At 34.6% G+C, this 21,454-nt stretch carries 19 protein-coding genes and 15 tRNA genes; 25 read left to right on the forward strand and 9 right to left on the reverse strand.

Annotated features, from left to right (window positions below; all coding sequences use genetic code 11):
- Window positions 1-51: 51 nt before the first annotated feature.
- Both FHK87_RS04910 and FHK87_RS04915 read right to left on the reverse strand, forming a co-directional pair.
- Window positions 52-1,443 (reverse strand): RtcB family protein, encoded by a 1,392-nt coding sequence (locus FHK87_RS04910; protein WP_140590731.1) that lies wholly within the window; start codon window positions 1,441-1,443, stop codon window positions 52-54.
- Entirely contained in the window at window positions 1,428-2,117 is a 690-nt protein-coding gene (locus FHK87_RS04915) for a hypothetical protein (protein WP_140590735.1), read from the reverse strand. The genes FHK87_RS04910 and FHK87_RS04915 overlap by 16 nt, the downstream gene beginning before the upstream one ends.
- Window positions 2,118-2,239: 122 nt before the next feature.
- On the opposite strand from FHK87_RS04915, the gene FHK87_RS26040 reads away from it, so the two are divergent.
- Window positions 2,240-2,446, forward strand: coding sequence for a hypothetical protein (locus FHK87_RS26040; protein WP_226294091.1), 207 nt, complete (start codon window positions 2,240-2,242; stop codon window positions 2,444-2,446).
- Window positions 2,447-3,013: 567 nt separating this feature from the next.
- On the opposite strand, the gene FHK87_RS04920 is transcribed toward FHK87_RS26040, so the two are convergent.
- Complete coding sequence (locus FHK87_RS04920; RefSeq protein ID WP_140590740.1) at window positions 3,014-3,508, reverse strand: hypothetical protein; 495 nt, start codon at window positions 3,506-3,508, stop codon at window positions 3,014-3,016.
- Between the two features lie 269 nt (window positions 3,509-3,777).
- On the opposite strand from FHK87_RS04920, the gene FHK87_RS04925 reads away from it, so the two are divergent.
- From FHK87_RS04925 to FHK87_RS04935, 3 genes are all read left to right on the forward strand, one after another.
- Complete coding sequence (locus tag FHK87_RS04925; protein WP_140590744.1) at window positions 3,778-4,464, forward strand: haloacid dehalogenase type II; 687 nt, start codon at window positions 3,778-3,780, stop codon at window positions 4,462-4,464.
- Between the two features lie 161 nt (window positions 4,465-4,625).
- Window positions 4,626-4,922 carry a phage repressor protein gene (locus FHK87_RS04930; protein WP_140590749.1) on the forward strand — a complete coding sequence of 99 codons (297 nt, stop codon included), beginning with the start codon at window positions 4,626-4,628 and terminating at the stop codon, window positions 4,920-4,922.
- Between the two features lie 132 nt (window positions 4,923-5,054).
- On the forward strand, window positions 5,055-5,768 hold the full coding sequence (locus tag FHK87_RS04935; protein ID WP_140590753.1) for a DUF434 domain-containing protein: 714 nt from the start codon (window positions 5,055-5,057) through the stop codon (window positions 5,766-5,768).
- A 69-nt stretch (window positions 5,769-5,837) separates the two neighbouring features.
- On the opposite strand, the gene FHK87_RS04940 is transcribed toward FHK87_RS04935, so the two are convergent.
- From FHK87_RS04940 to FHK87_RS04960, 5 genes are all read right to left on the reverse strand, one after another.
- Window positions 5,838-6,383: a hypothetical protein gene (locus FHK87_RS04940; RefSeq protein ID WP_140590757.1), complete on the reverse strand. Its 546-nt coding sequence runs from the start codon at window positions 6,381-6,383 to the stop codon at window positions 5,838-5,840.
- A gap of 413 nt (window positions 6,384-6,796) precedes the next feature.
- Window positions 6,797-9,916 carry an efflux RND transporter permease subunit gene (locus tag FHK87_RS04945; protein ID WP_140590761.1) on the reverse strand — a complete coding sequence of 1,040 codons (3,120 nt, stop codon included), beginning with the start codon at window positions 9,914-9,916 and terminating at the stop codon, window positions 6,797-6,799.
- A complete protein-coding gene (locus tag FHK87_RS04950; RefSeq protein ID WP_140590765.1) occupies window positions 9,904-11,217 on the reverse strand; it encodes a TolC family protein in 1,314 nt (437 codons plus the stop codon). The genes FHK87_RS04945 and FHK87_RS04950 overlap by 13 nt, the downstream gene beginning before the upstream one ends.
- A 3-nt stretch (window positions 11,218-11,220) precedes the next feature.
- Window positions 11,221-12,282 (reverse strand): efflux RND transporter periplasmic adaptor subunit, encoded by a 1,062-nt coding sequence (locus tag FHK87_RS04955; RefSeq protein WP_140590769.1) that lies wholly within the window; start codon window positions 12,280-12,282, stop codon window positions 11,221-11,223.
- Between the two features lie 87 nt (window positions 12,283-12,369).
- The gene (locus FHK87_RS04960) at window positions 12,370-12,627 is read right to left on the reverse strand and encodes a hypothetical protein (RefSeq protein ID WP_140590773.1); all 258 of its coding nucleotides are present in this window, start codon (window positions 12,625-12,627) and stop codon (window positions 12,370-12,372) included.
- A gap of 169 nt (window positions 12,628-12,796) precedes the next feature.
- Between FHK87_RS04960 and FHK87_RS04965 the strand changes: the two genes are divergently transcribed.
- The 21 genes from FHK87_RS04965 (at window position 12,797) to FHK87_RS05045 (ending at window position 20,459) form a co-directional block, all read left to right on the forward strand.
- Window positions 12,797-13,684 carry an AraC family transcriptional regulator gene (locus tag FHK87_RS04965; RefSeq protein WP_140590776.1) on the forward strand — a complete coding sequence of 296 codons (888 nt, stop codon included), beginning with the start codon at window positions 12,797-12,799 and terminating at the stop codon, window positions 13,682-13,684.
- Between the two features lie 197 nt (window positions 13,685-13,881).
- Window positions 13,882-15,267, forward strand: coding sequence for an RtcB family protein (locus FHK87_RS04970; protein ID WP_140590780.1), 1,386 nt, complete (start codon window positions 13,882-13,884; stop codon window positions 15,265-15,267).
- A 962-nt stretch (window positions 15,268-16,229) separates the two neighbouring features.
- A tRNA-Ser gene (locus tag FHK87_RS26045) sits at window positions 16,230-16,319 on the forward strand.
- A 9-nt stretch (window positions 16,320-16,328) separates the two neighbouring features.
- Window positions 16,329-16,411, forward strand: a tRNA-Ser gene (locus FHK87_RS04975).
- A 6-nt stretch (window positions 16,412-16,417) separates the two neighbouring features.
- Window positions 16,418-16,489, forward strand: a tRNA-OTHER gene (locus FHK87_RS04980).
- 4 nt (window positions 16,490-16,493) lie between these two features.
- Window positions 16,494-16,566, forward strand: a tRNA-Cys gene (locus FHK87_RS04985).
- A gap of 5 nt (window positions 16,567-16,571) precedes the next feature.
- Window positions 16,572-16,654, forward strand: a tRNA-Tyr gene (locus tag FHK87_RS26050).
- A gap of 6 nt (window positions 16,655-16,660) precedes the next feature.
- A tRNA-Asp gene (locus tag FHK87_RS04990) sits at window positions 16,661-16,733 on the forward strand.
- Window positions 16,734-16,743: 10 nt separating this feature from the next.
- A tRNA-Pro gene (locus FHK87_RS04995) sits at window positions 16,744-16,815 on the forward strand.
- A 6-nt stretch (window positions 16,816-16,821) separates the two neighbouring features.
- A tRNA-Glu gene (locus FHK87_RS05000) sits at window positions 16,822-16,894 on the forward strand.
- Window positions 16,895-16,899: 5 nt separating this feature from the next.
- Window positions 16,900-16,974: transfer RNA gene (locus FHK87_RS05005), tRNA-Ile, on the forward strand.
- A 5-nt stretch (window positions 16,975-16,979) separates the two neighbouring features.
- Window positions 16,980-17,054: transfer RNA gene (locus tag FHK87_RS05010), tRNA-Leu, on the forward strand.
- A 187-nt stretch (window positions 17,055-17,241) separates the two neighbouring features.
- Window positions 17,242-17,315 (forward strand) — tRNA-Gln (locus FHK87_RS05015).
- A gap of 4 nt (window positions 17,316-17,319) precedes the next feature.
- A tRNA-His gene (locus FHK87_RS05020) sits at window positions 17,320-17,393 on the forward strand.
- Between the two features lie 5 nt (window positions 17,394-17,398).
- Window positions 17,399-17,471: transfer RNA gene (locus tag FHK87_RS05025), tRNA-Arg, on the forward strand.
- Between the two features lie 39 nt (window positions 17,472-17,510).
- On the forward strand, window positions 17,511-17,828 hold the full coding sequence (locus FHK87_RS05030) for a hypothetical protein (protein WP_140590785.1): 318 nt from the start codon (window positions 17,511-17,513) through the stop codon (window positions 17,826-17,828).
- Between the two features lie 42 nt (window positions 17,829-17,870).
- Window positions 17,871-18,044, forward strand: a complete 174-nt coding sequence (locus tag FHK87_RS26055) for a hypothetical protein (protein WP_226294092.1) — start codon at window positions 17,871-17,873, stop codon at window positions 18,042-18,044.
- 152 nt (window positions 18,045-18,196) lie between these two features.
- On the forward strand, window positions 18,197-18,391 hold the full coding sequence (locus FHK87_RS05035; RefSeq protein ID WP_140590790.1) for a hypothetical protein: 195 nt from the start codon (window positions 18,197-18,199) through the stop codon (window positions 18,389-18,391).
- Window positions 18,392-18,582: 191 nt separating this feature from the next.
- Window positions 18,583-18,644: transfer RNA gene (locus FHK87_RS26060), tRNA-OTHER, on the forward strand.
- 8 nt (window positions 18,645-18,652) lie between these two features.
- Window positions 18,653-18,747, forward strand: a tRNA-Leu gene (locus FHK87_RS05040).
- Between the two features lie 611 nt (window positions 18,748-19,358).
- The gene (locus FHK87_RS05045; protein WP_140590795.1) at window positions 19,359-20,459 is read left to right on the forward strand and encodes a slipin family protein; all 1,101 of its coding nucleotides are present in this window, start codon (window positions 19,359-19,361) and stop codon (window positions 20,457-20,459) included.
- Window positions 20,460-20,535: 76 nt separating this feature from the next.
- On the opposite strand, the gene FHK87_RS05050 is transcribed toward FHK87_RS05045, so the two are convergent.
- Window positions 20,536-21,453 (reverse strand): FecR family protein, encoded by a 918-nt coding sequence (locus FHK87_RS05050; RefSeq protein WP_140590799.1) that lies wholly within the window; start codon window positions 21,451-21,453, stop codon window positions 20,536-20,538.
- Between the last annotated feature and the right edge of the window lies 1 nt (window position 21,454).

Genomic DNA, 21,454 nt, shown 5'->3' on the forward strand with positions numbered 1-21,454 from the left:
TTTTACTCGATAATCGAGATTTAAATGCTCCAAGACTTGTCCCGAAGTTCTTTATTTGTCCATACGAACAATTTTTGGTATAAATGTTCCTACAACTTCGACCAACTCTTTTTGATTGCTCATTACTTTATGGATATCCTTGTATGCCATAGGAGCCTCATCTACTCCTCCGCCAATAAGAGTTACCTCGTGAGCTTTGAGCTGTTTTTTGATCTCGCTTTGGGTAAGGGTTTCTTTACATTTTCTTCTAGATAGTAATCGCCCTGCGCCATGAGAGGCAGACTCCAAACTCTCTGTATTTCCGAGTCCTCTCACAATAAATCCGGGTGCAGTCATAGATCCGGGAATGATTCCCAATTCTCCTTTGGCTGCCGGAGTGGCTCCTTTGCGATGTACAATACACTCTTCTCCATTTACTTCTTGTTTCCAAGCAAAATTGTGATGGTTCTCTATCTTGGCTACTGCTCTCGCTCCTAATAGTTTTGCGATTCTGGCATGAATATCGTCGTGACATGCTTGTGCATAATCCCCAGCCAGATTCATCGCCAACCAATATTCCTGACCATCGTGAGTATTGAGATCCAACCATGCCAATTGTTGTACATGCTTTGGTAACGGGCATTGTTTTGTAGCCAAATACGTATAATGTTTAGTTATATTGGCTCCCAAACCTCTTGATCCGCTATGCGACAACACTCCCAGATACTCTCCTATTGGTAACCCCCATTCGTTTGCTGTTTCTGTAATGGTTACTATCCCAAACTCTACAAAATGATTACCTCCGCCAGAAGTGCCCAATTGTTTATAAGCTTTGTCCTTTAATCGTTTTACTAATGGAATCTCTTTAAATTCAATTCTTTCAAAGATTTCGTGATCGTGCTTCACCTTATGGGTTTCATACATTCCGAATTTTGTATGTTCTATTAAAATGTTTTGAAGCTGTTGTTTCTTTCCTTTTAGATAAGAGGTTGCTATAGGATAAATGGTCAAACACATTCTACATCCTATATCGACTCCCACTCCATAGGGAATCACTGCATTTTTTGTTGCCAACACCCCTCCTATCGGAAGCCCATATCCAGCATGCGCATCTGGCATCAAAGCCCCTGCGGTTGCTACTGGTAATTTGAGCGCATCAAACAACTGGTATTTTGCTTGTTCATCAATATCAGTTTCTCCATAAATCTGAAAAGGTGCACGAGTTGTTCGTAATGCGTGTTTTTTGACTTGTACGGGATCAAGTAAACTTTCAGCTATTTTACCCCAAACCCCATCACCTTTATACGCCTCGGGATTAAGCAACACTTTTTTTGCTTCTATTAATATTTGTTCTTTTTTTACTCTTTTTTGATATCTATTAATCTGACCTAAAGTCACGTTAATTGAATTATTTTTTGGAAAACCCAACTTAATCAGGTCTTTTCCGCTTAGTTTCTTTCCCATGTTATTTCTTCGTTTATAATCGCTCTTGTGGAGTATTTGGTAAGTTCTCTTAGCCTTGTATTCACTTTCAGTTTCTCTTTTCGGCTCTCGGATATTTGCCAATTATTTTTCCACGTGTCTCCTTTTAAATTTGCTGCGTAGTATTCGTTTTTCAGAAGTTTTTGTTCTAGCAATGCTTCTTCGCTTTCTAGTGTTGGGTCAATCCTTTTACTATGAGTCACATATGCTCTGGTAAACTTGATTTTATAAGTTCCTTTGGGAAGATTAACATAAAACCGAAGTTTCAATTTTCTCTTCTCTGTATAGTAATAAAACGGGACGCATAATCGTTTTGCACCATCGCTTAATCGGTTATATTGCCTTCTACTTAGTGTGGGCACCTCTTTATTAATCAAATATTTTGAGGTTTCATTGCTCCATTTTGTTTCTGCTTCTTCTTTGGTTCTACCCCAAAAACACTTTGCTAACTTTTTATATACCTCAAGAATATATTCTTGATTCTTATATCTTTCGACATGGGTTGTTATCACAAGTTCTTTGAACCAACCATGACGAATAGGTTTTTCTAATGGTATATAGCCAAGTTCTTTTTGTGCTTTCCAGATTTGAGTTCTTCGTTTACGAATACGACGAATTTCTTTTTGTCTTTGGGCTTTTTTATTTGCCAGTTTCATGTAGACATTATTTTAATTCGTATTGTCTTTACTTTTGAATCCGGCAATCCTCTTGAAAACCGGAAATTTTAATTACATTGTGAATAAAATTTCATTAGATTATATTTTAATATTGTACATTATTGCTTGATATTGTTTCGGGCAGGAATACATCCAGAGCGCATCCTATAGTCTTGATATCAGTTTATTTTCATCTAAAAATACTGATGAATGGTAGTACTGATCTGCTATATACTTTTGGTATTGGAATAACAAAATGGATAGAAACCCGAAACTTGATTACCTTCGGACTTCCTGTTCATACAATGATGAATCTTATTTGTGAGTGAAGTCCCGAAGCATGTTTACAAAAGAACCTTGTCTTCCTGTAACACTATTTTTTATTTTACTAAAGTTCATATCACTTCGGTTTTTAATGGTTTATAATTCTGTTTTGCTCTTTGCTAACTACGGTGCAAATATGAATGCTATTTTTTTAATACGCAACAAAAAATCAAAAATAATTTATTGATTATCAGTATTTTAAATAAAAATCAAGCAAAAAAATCCCTGTCCGTTTCTAACGGATATTTTGAAAAATACACAAATCACTGTAGGTCTTAGACTTATCTTTCAATTTCTTATATTTTGTGATCGCAAAACATTTTCTATTTTTTTTAATAAAAAAAGCGCCTAATTTCTTAGACGCTTTCTTTTTTTATGATTTGATAGTTTTTACACCTATAGTTTTGGATTCACAAATCGCATTTTTGCGTCTTTCTTATGTATCATATAAAACATCATAGTATAAAACTGGTTTTTCTTGTTTAATTATTGTACAAATATGAGATAATTTCTTAAATATTTTAAATTAAAGCATCATTTTCTCAAAATCATGTTTTTTATTTTTTAATATCTTATTCGGGTATTCCATCTGTTTTTTCGATCTTATCATTAGATCTAAAATCTACCAAAGTCCCTTTGTTTGTTGTGATATCTCCATGAATAACCGTTGTTTTTTGATTTCTTTGATTTATGATTTTTATACCACATCTTTGCGAGTTGTCACTGGCATAATATTCACTAAATACAATATATTGGTAACCCTCATTTATAAATAACAGATAATTCAAGTCAATACCATCATTTTGGATTCCGCCTCCGCGGAAATAAGATGTGAATTTAAATCTACTCCAGCTCTTTTCTAAATCATTGGGATATTCAAATTCAATCTTTTCTTTTGTTCCAAACCTGTACACCAAATAGTCTTGTATCGTATCGTTAGCGATGACGAGCCTTTTTCCTTTATGGGTATCAAATGAAAAAACTTCTTTTTCATTTTTTAATAGGTATTCTTGAGCAAACAAAGTACTCATCTGAAATATGCATACTAAAAATAGTATCGGTTTCATATTTTTTTAAATTACACTTACAAATATGATATAAGAAATTAACTAAGAATACCCTGAAAATAGTGAAATTAGAATTTATTGAATATCGAGTATACCATCTGATTTCTAAGACAAAACCGATTGTTTTTTAAATAACTATATATTTTGATGTTCACTTTTAAGGTATTATTACTATTAATAAAGGACTTGTATTACTATGTTTTCAATACCTTTAGTCTAAACTTCATAAAAGTTATGTTTCATATTTATTAAAGTACAAAAAGTATACTATGCAAATCACCAAGCCAAAAGTTCTATTCTTTGATGTAAATGAAACATTACTAGACCTTACTACAATGAAAAAAAGTGTAGGGACTGCATTAGGAGGCCGAGAAGAATTACTTCCCCTTTGGTTTACAACCATGTTACAACACTCTTTGGTCGCTACGGTTAGCAATCATTTTGAAGATTTTGGCGCTATTGGTGTAGCTACACTACAAATGATTGCAGCTAATCATGGAATTTCTCTTTCTGATACGGAAGCAAAACAAGCGATTATAGATCCGTTACTCTCCCTACCTCCACATCCCGAAGTCAAAACCGCTTTAGAGCTTCTAAAAAAAGAAGGGTATACATTAGCCGCAATCACAAACTCTTCTCACAAAGGTGTACAAACACAATTTAAAAATGCAGGGTTAACCTCATATTTTGATGCTATATTAAGTGTAGAGCATGTAGGCAAATACAAACCGCATCCCGACACGTATAACTGGGGAGTACAACAAATGAAAGTGTTGCCAAGCGAAGCCATGTTGATCGCAGCACATGGTTGGGATATTGCAGGTGCATTATGGGCAGGATGGAGAGCAGCTTTTGTAAGTAGGCCGGGAGCACAACTATATCCATTGGCTCCAAAACCTGAGACAATTGGTAATGATCTCAAAAATATCACGACATACCTTTCACAATTGAAATAACAAGAACAACATCCAGATTTTGAAGTAATTCTTTAGAAATTAAACTTTATAGCATGGATTAAAAATTCATTCTTATATTTGCAGTGTACACACACAACGTTCTTTGTTTTGAACAACATCAGTAGTCTTTGAATTTATGTTTAATTTAAATACTAATACTAATGAATTGGAAAATTCAAAAGCTACTCGATGGAGAAACGATTATCTCAAAAGAACCCGGCAACTCAATGTTACCTATTCTAAAGTCTAAACAACCTGTTGTTTTGGCTCCTGTAATTTGGGAAGAATGTAAAAAAGGTGATATTGTATATTGCAAGGTTAGAGGAAATTGTTTTACACATTTAGTAAAAGGAAAGAACGCAAAAAAAGGATTATTAATTGGTAATAATCATGGTCATCTAAACGGATGGACAAAAAATGTGTATGGTAGGGTTATTGAAATCTTACCAATGAAGTAGCGCTAGAAGCGCTTTTTTTGTATCTGATTGTGTCATTTTTTTATAGTATTGCCTCCAAAACATTTCTACAAAAAATAATTTCATATTTATATTGCTAATATATTACCTTACCTCATCAAAATATGAATTGGTATGCCAACTCGAAATCGAGGAAAAGAAGCTAGTGATGATCGACTTTTTGGAGATCTAATCATGCAAAAAAAGTTGAAAGATGCTACACAAGATATGTGTTATTTATTAAGTAGAGGCTTCGCAGAAAAATCTTCTGTACAACTGGTTGGCAATCGATATCAATTGAATGCGCGCCAACAAAAAGCATTACAAGGTATGAGTGCCAGTAATCATCAGATTGATCTAAGAAAAAAACGTGCTATTACGTCACAAGAACTTGCAGAGAAAACAATTGCCATAGATGGGTTTAACCTTCTTATTATACTAGAAAGTGCATTATCTGGGGCTTATATTTTTAAAGGTTTAGATGGATATTATCGTGATGTATCCGGGGTACATGGCACATACAAACGTGTACAAAAAACCGAAGAAGCAATTCTATTGGTAGGTACAACGCTTAGCCGACTAGGCGTGACTGCTGTACAATGGTATTTTGATGCACCGGTTTCTAATAGTGGACGACTAAAAACCAGATTACGGGAAATAGCCACGCAGCATAATTTCCCTTGGGAAATCCATTTGGTAAATGATCCAGATAAGCAATTAGCCTTTTCTCATGATATCGTAATCAGTTCTGATGCATGGATATTAGATCGCGCTGTCAAAAATTATAATCTAGGAGCTTATCTGATTGAAGAGCGACTTGCTATAACTAATATTATTTATGCAGAATGAACTATACAAAATTGTGAGAATAATTCTATCTTTAATAATATCACTTATTTGTAACATCAAATAAGAAGACTATACTACATTTTGCACACGATGCAAAGCAATATCTTCTTTTTGAATATAACTTTGCAGTAAAGTTACCATCATTTCAGAAAATTGTATATCACTTACAGCTTCTTGATGATTCATTGTCGTATACCTTCTTTTTATTGAAACTCCTATAAAAACAAGAATATTCATTAATTTTTCCTTTCGATTTTCAGGAATATTAAGTTCATTGACAATGTGTGTAAAGCTTATCGAGTAGAAATCTCTTTCTGTTTTTATTAATACAGCTTCAAAATCATGTAAACTTTTTAGTCCTTGAAATAAATATGAATTAAAAAATAGTTTAGCAATGTGGTTAAGTGCTTTAATTTGAAAAACCAGTTTTTGCCCTCCTGAACAATCTAGCTCTATAATAGTATTGAGTACCCCTTTTGATTGTTTGATATATAAAACAAAAACCTCATAGAGCAATTCATTTTTAGATTGAAACAATTTATAAAGACTCTTTTTAGAACATTTTAAATTTTTACTTAAAATATCCATAGTCATTGGATGCTCTTTTTTTTGCATTAGAATGTTATATATATTATATAATATCAACTCTTTATTCATATTCAATTCTATGATTTAGGATGAAACTCAAGTAGTACTGTATCACTGTGTAGTAAAGATGAATCAAACATATGGTTATTGTGTTCTTTTTCTTTTACGGGAGAATAGTTATAGATAAGAAAGTAAAGAAGACATCTTCGTCAAAATTTTGACGAAGATGTCTAAAAAAACAAATCAAAAAACTAACTATGAAAAAGTAAGTGATAGATGAAACAAAAATACCTTCAATAAGTAGCAACACTATAATGCTATATTCAATTACGATCTGATATTCTAATTTCTTTGTTATCATATTTTTAATGATCTAAGCATTGTAATGCCATTAGTCTTTGCCTTGATTTTCAATACTTTTTAGATGCTTTGATAAACTTTTATATTACTGATGCGTTCAATTGTTTTACTTCAGTACTTTCATTTTTAGGCTTTAACCATAAATAATACATTAATGGTATAATGTAAAGCGTCATAAACATTGACCACATTAATCCAATACACAGTACACTTGCCAATGGTGCCCATAATGATGACCCACCTATAATCATGGGTACCACACCAATCGCTGCTGCAGATGCTGTTAAGAAAATGGGGCGCATACGTCTCTGCGCTGCCAGAAGAGATGCTTTTCTTAGATCATACCCATGATCTCTTACCAACTCATCTGCATAATCGACCAGTATGATCCCATTACGAACCACGATACCGATAAGGCTAATTGTCCCCAAAAATGCGGTGAATCCAAAGGGGTGTCCTAATCCTAAAAGCCCAATTGCCGCTCCGGGAATCGCCAAAATAAAAGTAGATAGTATAATTAGTGATTTGCGATAGTCTTTGAATTGGAACATGAGTACCAAGAATATCAATAGAATACTAATCCCTAAAGATTTAACCAATTGAGGAAGATTTTCGTTTTGATCCTCTAGGTCTCCCCCATAATTGATACTGACACCGGCAGGTAGTTGAAGTGCTTCAATTTTTGGTGTGGCATCTGCTAGTATTTCAGAAGAATATTTTCCCATTTGGGCTTCAGAACGTATGGTTACAGTACGAAGACCGTTTCTATGGGCTATTCGTCCCGGCATCCATTTTGCTTCTAATTTTGCTACTTGACGCAATGGGATCGATGTACCCATTGGTGTTGGGATATAAATATTTGATAAGTCAGTTACATCCTTACGATAGGTTTCATCTAATCTTAAGATTACATTTACAGGCTCGTCTCCTTCCCAGAATGTTGTAATAGGAACCCCATTGAGTAATCCTCCGACAATTTCAGAAACACCTGCTGTAGAAAGCCCTACTCTATTGGCTTCGGTCTCATCAATATTCACTGCCATTCTGTAATATTTTTCACGCCAGTTTGAGTGTAGCCAGTTAGCACCTTCAGATTTACTAATAATTTCTTCCACCTGACTTGCTACTTTTTGAATACTATCGATATTTTCTCCAACTACTCTCACTTCTAGAGGCGTTGGTGCATTTTGATAACTCAATTGCCTTACTCTAACCGTTGCGCCCGGATATTTGTTTGCAAGCTCCGTTTTATATGTGTTGAGTAGTCTAGATGCTGATGCAGCATCTACTGTCTTGATAAAAAGTTGTGCATAATTTTCTGCTGGCGGCTCAGGAGCATATGTAGCATGAAACCTAGGAGATGATTCTCCTACAAAGCTACTGATACTCTTTATTCCTTCATCATTTTCAATATCACTTACAATTTCGTTTACGGTTTGCTCAGTTTTTTCTACAGTAGCTCCTTCTGGCAACCATACTTCTAAATTGAATACATCTCTATCTAATTTAGGGAAAAATTCTTGTGGTACTTTTGAGAAAAGAAACACACCCAAAAGAATCGTTAACGTTCCTACACCAAGAGATAATTTACCATTTTTGAATACCCATTCTATTGATTTGTCATAACTATTCTGTACTCTATCCAGTACTGTTGGCTTTTTATCTTTCTTATCTTCTTCTTGTTTGTGAACTCCTTTTTTGATAAACAAATAACATAAATATGGAGTAAGAAATATCGCCACTACAAACGACATTAATAATGCCAGAGATACTGTTATCGGCATTGTGAACACAAAATCTCCACTTACCCCCGTCATCATAAATCCAAGAGGCAAAAAGGCCAAAATTATAGCTGCAGTTGCTGTCATTACAGGAACAAAAAGTTGTGTTGCACTTTTCCAGGCTGCTTCCCAGCGTCCCATACCTTCGTCTAACTTTTCTACATAATTATCTACAATGATTACCGCATCATCTACCACCATACCAAGACAAATAATCATTCCTGCCAACGTAACACTATGTATCGCCAGACCCAAAAAGTTTAATATCGCAAATGTGATCACAATAGACACAGGACTTGCTATAGCTGAAACTGTAGCCATTCTAAAGGGCAATAAAACCATAATCACCAAGATTACCGCTATTACGGCAATAGCAAATTCTACAAAGAAATGGTTTACCGCTTCTTCTACAATTTCTGGTTGTGAGTGAATCATATCTACCTTTACATCTGCCGGTAGAAGCTCTTTTGCTTGTACAATTGCCTCGTCTAAATCTTTACCAAAATCAACAATGTTAAACCCTTGTTGCATTTCTACGGATAATGCCAGGACATCTTCATTATTTTTTATGATTTTTTGTTGTAAGTCTGAATATCCTCTTTCTACAGTTGCTATATCTTTAAGACGGACTGTTTTACCATTAGGTTCATAATATATGATCTGATTTTCTAATTGATCGACCTGATCATAAAGTGCATTTGTATTAATGGGTACATTAAACGCATTAGAATTTAACTCCCCTGTTCCTTTAATCGTATTCTCTTGTTGTATCGCTTGTGCTACATGATTTAAATTAAGGTCATATCGAGCTAGCTTTTCGGTATTTGTAGTTATGGTTATTTGCTCATCCTGAATCCCTAACCTATTAATTTTTGATGCCTTGGGCAGCACCTTTATTTTATCTTCTAGCAGTTCTAAAAAATCTTTTTTCTCTGCATACGAATGTCTATCAGAAGAAATCGAAACGATTATGGCTGTTGTTTCTCCAAAGTCACTATTCAAAATCGGGCCGATAGTACCATTGGGAAGACTCGGTCTAATCACATCTAATTTACCTCGTATTTTGGACCATACAATTTCTAGGTCTTCATTATCTACATAATCATGAAGATCTATTGTGATTACAGAACGCCCTTCTCTGGTTACACTATAGGTATCTTCTTTATCAATCTCTTCCATACTGAATAAAAAATCTTCCAGCTTGTCTGTAACCTGTTCTTCAACTTGCTCTACATTTGCTCCGGGATAAAGTGTATAAACAACGGCTTGCTTTATATCTATTCGTGGCTCTTCGCTACGTTGCATCGTCATTAGTGAATATATCCCGAAGGCTAGAAATAGCCCGAAAAGGGCAAATGTAACTTGCCGATATTTCATGGCAAGTTCTATTATATTGGGTTTCTTTGTTATCTTTTCCATGAGTTGTTTTTTGAAAGTTCTCCTTTAGTTTTTAAGTAATTAGAATGACTCAATTGTTGGGCAACACGAGCATTTATATAGTCAAGTTGTGCTTGTTGATTTAAGGCTTCTGCTTCCAAAACCTCTTCTGAAGTCACAATACCCTGAGTAAAATTGTCATTAAGGATCCTAGCGTTTTCTTCTGCTTGTAGTTTAGATTTCTGAGACAGTTCGACCTGTATACTGGCTTCGTCTATTTTGTCGATTGCCTGTTGTACTTCTATCGAAATTTGATTCTTTGTTTTTTCTTGTTCTAGTGCTATTTGCTCTCTTTCTAATGTGTTTCTTTTGAGCTTATGCTTTTTTTCGCCCCATTTAAAGATGGGGATATTTACATTCAAAAAAGCTGCACCAAAACCTTGATCGGTTTCTAGGGCAAGTGGATTGGTCTCCTCACCGGCATAATAGTACCCTCCTAAATTTAAACCTACTTGTGGTCTATAGTCTGATTTAATTAAGTTTTCTTCTTCTGTTTTTGCCAAAATTGAATCTTCTAAAATATTCATTTCAGCACGATTGCTATATGCCGTTTCAACATCACCTAAATAATTATAATCGATAAATTTTTCAGAAAAATTATTCGCAATAGTAAAGCTCTGTTTACCCAAACCAATCGCCAATGATAATTGAAGCTTGGCAACACCTGATGCATTTTCTGCAACTTCTACATTATATTCTGCCCTGTTTTTTTCTACTTGAGTCTCCAAGAGATCTGTTTTATTGACGATGCCAGCAGTATAAAAATCTGAGATTTTGTTTTCGAGTTCAGTAAGTGTCTTTAAGTAATCTCTTGCTACAACTACTTGTTGATCAATAGCAATTACTTGCCAATACAACTGCTCAACATAATAGAGCAACTCTTCGTCACTTAATGTTTTTTGGTGTACCGCAATATCTCTCTGTATTCTTGCCAAATTATTTACAGATTGAATTTTGCCTCCAAAATAGATGGGTTGTTCTAGTGTTACATCACTTAAAACACTGTATTTTGCAAATGTTGTCAAAACCGGATTATCTGTAAATGCCGAACCCGTTGCAGATGCTGAAAGAGATGGAAAAAAACGTGTTCTTGCCTCTTTAATTTGAGCTTCACTAATTTTTACTTTTGATGAAGCAATAATAGCATCTTCATTATTCTCAAGTATCAATTGTCTGCACGTCTCTAAGGTAATTTCTTGCGATTTTTCTTGTGCGTTAACAACGGAAAAAGTAACCAAAAACAATGTACACAAAGCAATTTTTAATATGTTGTCAGACCTCATTTCTTAAAGATTTTGCGCGTTTAGCATTTGTTTTCTTACAACATTTACTTCAAATCCGTCTCGAAGTTGATGTTGCCCTTCTGTTATTACCATTTCATTTCCCTTGAGACCTTTGACAATGTTTATTTTATCACCGGCAACTTTGCCAATAGAGATTCTGGTTTTCAGTGCTTTTTTAGTTGCAGCATCATATACATAGATATGAGGAACATTGTTATTGCTCATTACTACGGCATTACCAGGAATACTAATTGAATTTACTTTGTTTTTTGTGCTAACGACTACTTCGGTAAGCATACCATCTTTCAACATATTATCATCATTATTTACTTTTGCTTTCACTTGATAAGATCTAGTGGTTGCATCTGCTACATTGATGATACTAGTTATTTCTGCGGTCACCGAATGATTAGGCAATGCACTGATTTTGGTTTGTAGTCTATCTCCAATATTTATTGTATTAATCTCACTCTCCGGCACTGCAAAATTAACCTCCAGATTATTGGTTGATGCTATCTCATAAATTGGTTGACTTGGATTGATCACAGTTCCTTTTCTAACCGTCTTTTTGAATATTGTACCATCAAAAGGAGCATATAATCTGGTATCAGACAATTTTTTACCCGCTATATCAACCAGTGCTTTTGCACTTAGAAAACTTGCTTTAGCTCTTACATAATCTCTTTCCGGGATACTTTTTTTGTCATACAATGATTTCATACGTTCATAAGTATCTTGAGCTTCGAGTAAACTCGCCTTACGTAACGCCAAATCATTTGAGTAATCTGTTTGCTCTAATGTAGCTAGTAAAGTTCCTTTTTTAACATGATCACCTTCTGCTACATGAAGTTCTTTAATCATACCACCTACCAAAAACGATAATGTTGATTTATCTTCTGAGATTAGCTGACCGCTAAAGGATAATAATAGGTTTTCTTGATTAGGTGAGATTTGTACTGTAGATACATTGATCACCTCTTGTTCTTTTTGTTCCTTATTGCTAGAACATGATTGCATAATACTAATTATGATTATGCTGCTGAATAGTTTAAATAATTTGTTCATTTTTTATTTTTTTACAAAATTACCATTGAAAAGGTATTTAAAATTGTTTATATCAACATTTAAATGGTAATTTTGAAACATTTATTATTAATGTGCGATGATCAAGGATTTTTTTAAGCGTTTATCAATCGTTCGTTTTCTATTTGTAACAGCTTTCATTAATTCCATCAATTCAGGGTTTTTCGTTTTTTTATAGGTTTCATTAATTCCTAACACTATACGTTTACCTAGTCTCGAAGCAAAAACCCTATCGCTAGTCGACATATTCTTTCTTTTTAATATTATATATTGGTGCGCTTGATGTATCCACTCTTGAATATCTGATGAGTTCGATGATTTTTTCATATCATTATTATTTTAAAGTTCATATCAAAATTTATTATGTTACAAAATTACCATTGAAATGTTACGTATAGTGGTATATATCTTATCTTAAATGGTATATATGAAGCAAAATGAAGTTTACACCCCTCAAACAACAAAAGAACTGGTTATATTTGTATAAAAAGAAGACATGACAGATATACCATTACTGAAAATAAATTCGCTCGCAAAAGATATAAGCTCTTCCTCTTTAGAAAATAGTAACTTTTCAATCTTTAGAGCCAAAGAAGCGCCTCAGCGATTACGCCATGGAGACCCTTTTAGAAATGATTTTTATGCATTAGCTTTTATACTAAAGGGTTCTGTAGATTTTACGGTAGACTTTAAAAACTATAAATTATCCGGTAACACTGTTTTATTTATAACACCTGGTCAGGTACTTTCTACAACAGACAATATTGAAGATGGCTTCGGAATCCTTTTTAAAAAAGAATTTTTAATGCGCCAAGGTTCTTTTAAATGGTTGCAAAGCCTCCCAATGTATCATCGTTTTCATAGCGAACCCTGGATTGATCTTGATAATACCTTTTCTGAACAATTATCATACTATTTGCATGCTATGCTTGAAGAAGCTGCTAACAATAAAGATTACAAATACGATGCAATAAAATCATATCTTATTCTCACTTTAATCCAGTTAACACGCTTATATAAAGAAACCAAAAAAAATGGTCATACAGAAAGCAATCACATCATTTTGCAATACGAATCCTTTATAGATCAACATTATAAAGACATCAGATCTGTCAAAGAATATGCAGATATGCTATTTATGACTCCTCAAAACTTAAATAGAATTTGTAAAAAAACTACAGGTAAAAGTGCAAGTGACTTAATTAATGAGAAACTTTTAATTGAAATCAAAAGACATTTAATTTTTACAGCAAAATCAATTGAGGAGATAGCTTACATGCATAATTTTTATGACAATTCATATTTTACAAAGTATTTTAAGAAAGCTGTAGGCAAAACACCAACAGAATTTAGAAAAGAAAATAGTAACAATACAGCTTTTTAAAAGAACTGTACAAAATACAATAACACCTTATACTTTATACATCTTGAAACCGTAAAGACAGGAACTCAGTATATAATCCTGATCATTAAATTTTTATAAAAATCCAGATCTGCGCAAAATCATTGCGTAGTTTAATAAGACATTCGTACCATAGTTACAAGCAAACATATTAGTAATGCTTTGTTAAATTAAAAATTATGGAAAACAAAACAAACATCACAGGAAAAACATTGATCAGCTTAGGATTCAGGTCAGGAAAGTGGTTTCCGGAAGCGATACAACATATCAATCAAAATCAATTGCAAGGAGAAGCTATGCATGCATATCTAGAGCAATTTAAATCTCCTCCTATTGTTGATTTACATAAAGAAGCAACAGCATTTGCCGTAAATATAAAAGCAGAAAATGAATTAGAAGAGTCTAATGTAAATACGGTTATCGCTTCTATGGACACCTTAATGAAAACCCCAACACTTGTTTCTGGTGCTATCATGCCAGATGCTTGCCCAACAGGACCTAATGGAACGATTCCTGTGGGAGGAGTAGCTGTAGCAAAAAACGCAATTCATCCAGGAATGCATAGTGCAGATATCTGCTGTTCGGTAATGCTAACTGATTTTGGTAAAACTGATCCTAAAAAAGTATTGGATGCAGCACATCAAAATACACATTTTGGTCCAGGTGGTAGAGATCGAAACACACAATATAAATTTCCATCGGCATTGTTAAAAGATTTTGAAGGAAATTATATGTTGAATAATGAAAAAATGATTCAGGCAGCAAGATCGCATTTGGGAACGCAAGGAGACGGAAATCATTTCTTATTTGTAGGAAAATCCAAAAAAACCGGTAATACCATGATGATTACTCACCATGGATCCAGAGGTGTTGGTGCTAATTTATATACCAAAGGGATGAAAATCGCAGAACGTTTCAGAAAAGAGATTTCGCCAGAAACCTTAAAACAAAATGCATGGATTCCTTTTGATACCGAAGAAGGGCAACAGTACTGGGAAGCTCTGCAAATTATCAGAAAATGGACCAAGACCAATCATGAAGTACTCCATAACGCAACATTGCAAGCATTAAACATAGATGGATGGGACCGCTACTGGAACGAACATAACTTTGTCTTCAAAGATCAAGACTTGTTTTACCATGCCAAAGGGGCCACTCCACTAGATGATAAGTTCATGCCGGATATTACAGGTCCGAGATTGATTCCATTAAATATGTCAGAACCTGTATTGATTGTAAATGGCGAGACCACTGCCACTAACCTTGGCTTTGCCCCTCATGGAGCTGGTCGTAATGTGAGTAGAACGCAACATAGAAAAAGTAAAGTAGGAAAAACCTTTGAAGAAGTATTTTATGAAGAAACTCAAGGTTTGGATGTGCGCTTTTTTTCTAAAGAAATTGATATTACAGAACTACCAAGTGCATACAAAAACGCCGAGACCGTAAGAAACCAGATGAACGAATTTGGGTTGGGTACTGTTGAAGATGAAGTATTACCTTATGGATGTATTATGGCAGGAGATTGGCAAAAAAATGCACCTTGGAGAAGAAAAAGAAGAAAATAAAATGTGTTCAAATTTGGAATTTACATTATAAATAACACATATTTGTAACTCAAAATGACAAAAAACAGCATACATATTGCACCGAAATCACTGTTCAGTCAGTGTGATTATCGTTGGATAAATGAAATATCCAATCGAAACAGGATGTTATGTAGCTATTTTTAAACCGTTTTATGAAGTGATTTAAGATAAAAACTAGATATAACTACAAGCGTCCAAGAAATTGGGCGCTTTTTTTTATAATTTTTTTTAGCAAAATGTATAAAAGTTAATTAGCACATAAAATTTAGTATTTGGAAAGTAAGCATCAGGGAGACAGACGATTGCCTAAATATCCAAAATCTGTTGAAAAACGGACAGGAATCCCTATATCCAAATTAAAATATAAATATTTGAAAATCAACAAATTAAATCAAAAAAATATTTGCAGATTAAAAAAAAGTTTTCATCTTTGCATCGCAATCGAATCAAAAATAATGATCAAGATTGCATAACAAAAAAACAGATAAAATGATACCGAATAGTTCACAACATATTTTAAACCAACTCTTAAATAAACAAAGAGAATATTGTTCTGATGTGAACATAAAGGGAGTCTATTATATAGAAAAGATGATAATAAGAATATAGCTTATACAAACATCAAGATATATGAGAAGACGCCCGGACAAGGCGTCTTTTTTTATGCATACAGTTCATTGACATATTGAAAACTAAATACGTTGACATTTAGGATACTTGGATACATCATTCGGTTACGAATCAGGATAATAATCCTATGCCGAACTTCGATCAGCATTCAAACCCTAATATGACAACCTTACGGAAGGACAAGCCAATAGGTATTGCCGCAATCTTGAAACATGCTTGCGATTCAACAACACCAATTGGCAATAAAAATAAGAGTTAAAACTGTTAGGAGATAGTAACTCGTCTGGGTTCGCCCCCACTCCTTCCGCTATGGAGAGTAGGTAAATATTGGTTGGTTACGCTCGCCTGCTAAGCGAGTTTACATCTAGCATATGATGAAGGTTCAATTCCTTTGCTCTCCGCAAAAAAAAGGAGGAAGTCCGGTTGGTCGAGGAAACTGTCTTGAAAACAGTCGAGTGTAATAGCTTCGGGGGTTCGATTCCCTCTTCCTCCGCAACAAGATACTGTAGCTTAATGGTAGCCCTGGGAGCTGTTAACTCTCAAAGTGTAGGTTCGAGTCCTGCCAGTATCGCAAAGACAAGATGGCTGAATGGTTAAGGCTACGGTTTGCAAAACCGTTTTTTGCAGGTTCGAATCCTGTTCTTGTCTCTTATGGGAGTTCGCCGGAGTTGGAGAGCCGGGGCAGACTGTAAATCTGTTGTGTAATACTGAATAGGTTCGAATCCTATATCTCCCACTATTGAGTACCGTAGCACAGTGGCTAGTGCACCCGACTGTCTCTCGGAAGGTCGCGGGTTCGAATCCCGTCGGTACTGCAACACTACTCTAGAGATATAACAATGGTAGTTTACCCGCCTTGGACGCGGGAGGTTGTAGGTTCGAGCCCTGCTCTCTAGACAAATTGCTCTGTTCGTATAATGGTTTAGTACACCTGACTTTCTATCAGGAAATGGGGGTTCGATTCCCCCACAGAGTACAAAATGAGTTATAAATCAGTTGGTTAGCCTACATGTGCTGATATCACAGAAGTCTTGGGTTCGAGTCCCAATACCTCAACTAATGCAGGGATGGCGAAACTGGTAAACGCGCCTGACTTAGAATCAGGTTTTTTGAGAGTTCGAATCTCTCTCCCTGTACAACGTTCCTTTAGTCTAATTGGAAAATATCATGGACTCAAAATCCCAACAATCCCAGTTTGAAATGCATAACATTCATGATTTCTTAATTAGACATGAATCAATGAGGAATTTGGGAGGAAGTACAACTTTTATATCTGTACATCCTTAAAATTATGATTGTGAGCGTATCAAGCAATTTACAAATTGACCTGTGGTGTAATGGCAACACACAAGACTTTGACTCTTGGATTAGAGGTTCGAATCCTTTCAGGTCATCCAAAATGGTGTCTCTAGCTTATCTGGTAAAGCGCCCCGCTGTGAACGGGAAGAACAGGGTTCGAGTCCCGGAGTACACCCAAAAAAGGAATATAGTTCAATTGGATAGAATATTGGGTTACGACCCCAAAGATGCGAGTTCGAATCTTGCTATTCCTACGATTTTTTAAAACAATGTCTAACCCATTTTTAAGTATTATGAAAAGAGAAGTATTACAACGATTTTTATGTAGAACAGAAGATACCGGAAGATTTATAGTACAATCCAAGGTAACCGGTATCACTTATTTTGTAGAGCCAATCGATCATGGAAAACCAGACAAACTCTGGGGAGACCTAGATCCAGCAACCAAAAAACTGACAGGAGACTACGGAAACGTTCGTAGAGGAGCTGTTACCAAAGAGGAATCACTCATTTTATCCAAAAATGGATTTAAGAACATTTCTACTTTTAAAGGAAGTCCATTAGCCGAAATTGATCGCAGGGACAGAAATTATATAGCTCAGCGAACATAGTTTTTTGAACACTGAATGTACAACCAAATTAATTTGAATGATATGAAAACTCACTTTATCATTACCAAGAAAGAGAAAAGTTTGAAGCTTTTGATTGCTCAGATACTAATAAAGTGGGCTTCAAATTATATAGAAGCAATGAGTAAAGCTTTATATCCTCCTGAAACACGGGAAGTAAAAAGCAAAAATGACATACATCGTATGTTTCATAAATAACTTTTTATCTACGCAAAAAGGATGCGCACTATAGTTTCATCTTTGTTGTGTTATTAAAACAGACTTTCATGTCTAGTGGGGTAAAACAGAAAGTTTGTAGTAGTGCCCTGTTACCGAATAGGGAGTAACAGGGTTTAGATAAAGTTAAAAACATGAAAACAAGAAAAGAATTTATAGTAGTTGCAGAGAATAATAATCAAGACATTCTTTATGATTGGATTGATAAAAACAAGCATTTATTTTCATTTATTTCTAAAGATGAAGGGTGCGGATGTTGCGTAAGTATTTTTACCATTGAAGCAGAAGAAGAAGTATTAGAAACGCTACCAAAGGAAATATTAGTATAGCAAAAGATTCTCACTTTTGAGAACACAAAGATATCAAGCAAGTCTTGTTGTGTGTTTCTGTATGGCACCATTGTATGAGGGGTTACAACGTTTGTATCATCACTTCATATACAACTTGACTTGAAGGTTAGTTTATTACCAAAAATAAACGTTTCTGTAGTCGTGGGTTCGAATCCCACTCCCGAATACTCGGGATAGTTTAGCGGATAGAACGACAGATTGTTTCATGTGGGTTCGAGTCCCACTATCCTTATCGGATATGGCGGAATTGGTAAACGCACTAGACTTAGGATCTAGCGAAACGGGCACTTTTATGCCTTTTATTTGCACAGGTTCGAATCCTGTCGAGACCACCATTTTAGGTTTCGTAGCTCAGTATGGTTAGAGCACTACACTCATAATGTAGGATGTTAAAGCTGATCACCTTTTAAAACTGATCACCAGCCTGTCACGCTGTTAAACACGACAAAAACTGTGATTGCAGATCGGTTGCTATAGTACTCTTGCTATATCGACAATCTCGAATATACTTTGAAATATTAGTATTGCTATCACTGAAAATAGTTGCTTTTTTGAGATTATGATTTTAGTATAATCAATTTTTTATAATGTTAATTACACTTTGATCTCATTTCTTAAAACCAGTTATAGACAGTATAACAAACTCTTATTTCCGTACAGGAAAGATGATTTGCTTTCACCGTTTTTATAAAAAGTAATATTGTGTGAGGGATAGTAGTGGTTACCCCGCAGGGTATCGTTTTGAGATATAACACTAAGCTTGCCGAAGTGTTATCGAAGAGCGATAACCGAGGAGTAAAAACGGATAGCCCGACCTCGAGTATTCGAGGGCACACCCAAAATATACTTTAAGACAGAGCCATACCCGTAGTTCTGGATTGAAGTAGACAAAGTCTCTAGTATAGAAATTGTCATCTCATAAATGTTTAATTAAAAAAGAAAAAAAATGAAAAGAGTACGAATTAATGCGGGCAAAGTAGGTTTAGTTTTCAAAAAAGGAGATTACCAAAGGGTGATCACCAAAGGAAATCACTGGTTGGGATTTAATGAAAAAGCAATACAATACGATCTTACAAAACCTTTTGCAGCACCTATAGCTCTGGAAATTTTATTACAAGACAAGGAGCTAGAGACCATGTTACATATCATTGAAGTAAAAGACAACGAGCTTGTGCTATTATATGAGAATGGCAATTTTAAAAACACCTTAGCTGCGGGACGTTATACATACTGGAAAGGATTAATGGATTATGAATTTGTGACTGCAGATTTGAGTAAGGTTTATATTACTGAAAAGATCGAGAAATCGTTATTTAATCACTACGCATTAATAAAGCATATCAGAGCTTTTGAAGTCGCTGCATATGAAAAAGCTGTATTGATCGTAGATGATGTATATGCTAAAATTCTTGAGAGTGGTACGTATCGTTTTTGGAGAAATGATACTTCTATCAAAATTGCTAAAGCCGATTTGCGTCAGCTACAATTAGAGATTACCGGTCAAGAACTATTAACTAAGGATAAAGCAGCAGTTCGTATCAATTTCTATACTCAGTATAAGGTTGTTGACATTGAAAAAGCTTTATTAGATAACAAAGATTATGAAAAACAATTATATATCGCTATGCAGTTAGCCTTGAGGGCTTTTGTAGGAAACTACACGCTAGATGAGCTTTTAGAACGTAAAGAAAGTATTGCAGATTCAGTACTGGAAAGCGTAAAAAACCAAGCTACAAAACTAGGTGTACGAGTATTGAATTGTGGTATCAGAGATATTATTTTACCAGGTGACATGAAGGAAATTATGAATCAGGTACTGGTAGCACAAAAGAAAGCTCAGGCTAACATTATCACTCGTCGTGAGGAGACTGCTTCTACCCGTAGTTTACTAAATACTGCCAAACTTATGGAAGAAAACGAAATGCTCTACAAGCTAAAAGAAATGGAGTATGTAGAGAAAATCGCCGATAAGATTGGTGAAATCAGTGTCTCTGGAGACGGTGGTATGGTGAAACAATTAAAAGACATATTCTCTGTGAATAGGTAGGTGTACATTGAATGCATCAGTTTGCGTAAACTGATGCATTTTTATTTGAAATATAGTTAAGACTTAATCTGACAAATTATTTGTTCACGAGTTTTATTTTTTTACTATTAATGAAAATACAATTTATATTCATAGGTTCGAAACATGTCTTTATTGCACTATTAAGGTCTTTATTTTCAAAAAATCCGGTAAACATTCTTTCTGTATCGATATCTCCTGATTGTATTGTGATTCCAAATTGCCTTTCTAATTCGTTTATAACTTGTTTTAATGGCACTTCTTTAAATGTACTAATACCATTAAGCCAGGTTGGTTCTTGGTCTTGGATCTCAAATTGAAGCATTTTTTTGGATCGTCCTGATCTTACTGCTTTTCCTCCCTCTATAATTACACTTTCTTTATCATTATCTACTTGAACCCGACCTTCAAAACAATGTACTTCTAATCTGTACTCTCTAGCATTTACGTCAAATTGCGTGCCTAATACTGAAATATCTCCGTTTTTTGTTTTGACGATAAAGGTAGAGCCTTTGGCAACTTTAAAAAACGCCTGACCTTTTAATGTTAGTTTTCGTTTCGTTAAAAAATCTTTAGGAACATATTCAATTGAGGAGCCCGCATTTAATGTTACTTGAGAATTATCTGGTAAGGTCAAGGTTTTGATTTGTGAAACTTCGGTACGTATCGTAGTAGATTGAGGGATAAAGATTCTCAAACCAATCAAAATTAATACAACTGCGGCGGCTGCAGATAAAAAAAGTTTGAGTTGAACTACCTTTGGTTTTTTGGCATTATAAGTTTTGTTAAACTCTTTTTGAGCTGTAAGATTACTTTCTACATCAAAAACAGGTCGTTCAAAACGTTCTGTTGCATTCAAAATATCTTTAAAAGCAAGGTAATCTTTAGATGCTTCAAACCGTTTCCTTTCTTCTTCTGAAACTTCTCCTTCTAACCAACGCGCCAGGAAATTATTTTTATGTTTAAAATCAGACATT

Origin of the sequence: Aquimarina algicola (assembly GCF_006443095.1) — a bacterium.
Taxonomy (GTDB): domain Bacteria; phylum Bacteroidota; class Bacteroidia; order Flavobacteriales; family Flavobacteriaceae; genus Aquimarina; species Aquimarina algicola.

Excerpts from the sequence above, each read along its gene's own strand:
- FHK87_RS04910 (WP_140590731.1), bottom strand. The coding sequence starts at position 1,443 with ATGGGAAAGAAACTAAGCGGAAAAGACCTGATTAAGTTGGGTTTTCCA.
- FHK87_RS04915 (WP_140590735.1), bottom strand. The coding sequence starts at position 2,117 with ATGAAACTGGCAAATAAAAAAGCCCAAAGACAAAAAGAAATTCGTCGT.
- FHK87_RS04920 (WP_140590740.1), bottom strand. The coding sequence starts at position 3,508 with ATGAAACCGATACTATTTTTAGTATGCATATTTCAGATGAGTACTTTG.
- FHK87_RS04925 (WP_140590744.1), top strand. The coding sequence starts at position 3,778 with ATGCAAATCACCAAGCCAAAAGTTCTATTCTTTGATGTAAATGAAACA.
- FHK87_RS04930 (WP_140590749.1), top strand. The coding sequence starts at position 4,626 with ATGAATTGGAAAATTCAAAAGCTACTCGATGGAGAAACGATTATCTCA.
- FHK87_RS04935 (WP_140590753.1), top strand. The coding sequence starts at position 5,055 with ATGCCAACTCGAAATCGAGGAAAAGAAGCTAGTGATGATCGACTTTTT.
- FHK87_RS04940 (WP_140590757.1), bottom strand. The coding sequence starts at position 6,383 with ATGCAAAAAAAAGAGCATCCAATGACTATGGATATTTTAAGTAAAAAT.
- FHK87_RS04945 (WP_140590761.1), bottom strand. The coding sequence starts at position 9,916 with ATGGAAAAGATAACAAAGAAACCCAATATAATAGAACTTGCCATGAAA.
- FHK87_RS04950 (WP_140590765.1), bottom strand. The coding sequence starts at position 11,217 with ATGAGGTCTGACAACATATTAAAAATTGCTTTGTGTACATTGTTTTTG.
- FHK87_RS04955 (WP_140590769.1), bottom strand. The coding sequence starts at position 12,282 with ATGAACAAATTATTTAAACTATTCAGCAGCATAATCATAATTAGTATT.
- FHK87_RS04960 (WP_140590773.1), bottom strand. The coding sequence starts at position 12,627 with ATGAAAAAATCATCGAACTCATCAGATATTCAAGAGTGGATACATCAA.
- FHK87_RS04965 (WP_140590776.1), top strand. The coding sequence starts at position 12,797 with ATGACAGATATACCATTACTGAAAATAAATTCGCTCGCAAAAGATATA.
- FHK87_RS04970 (WP_140590780.1), top strand. The coding sequence starts at position 13,882 with ATGGAAAACAAAACAAACATCACAGGAAAAACATTGATCAGCTTAGGA.
- FHK87_RS05030 (WP_140590785.1), top strand. The coding sequence starts at position 17,511 with ATGAAAAGAGAAGTATTACAACGATTTTTATGTAGAACAGAAGATACC.
- FHK87_RS26055 (WP_226294092.1), top strand. The coding sequence starts at position 17,871 with ATGAAAACTCACTTTATCATTACCAAGAAAGAGAAAAGTTTGAAGCTT.
- FHK87_RS05035 (WP_140590790.1), top strand. The coding sequence starts at position 18,197 with ATGAAAACAAGAAAAGAATTTATAGTAGTTGCAGAGAATAATAATCAA.
- FHK87_RS05045 (WP_140590795.1), top strand. The coding sequence starts at position 19,359 with ATGAAAAGAGTACGAATTAATGCGGGCAAAGTAGGTTTAGTTTTCAAA.
- FHK87_RS05050 (WP_140590799.1), bottom strand. The coding sequence starts at position 21,453 with ATGTCTGATTTTAAACATAAAAATAATTTCCTGGCGCGTTGGTTAGAA.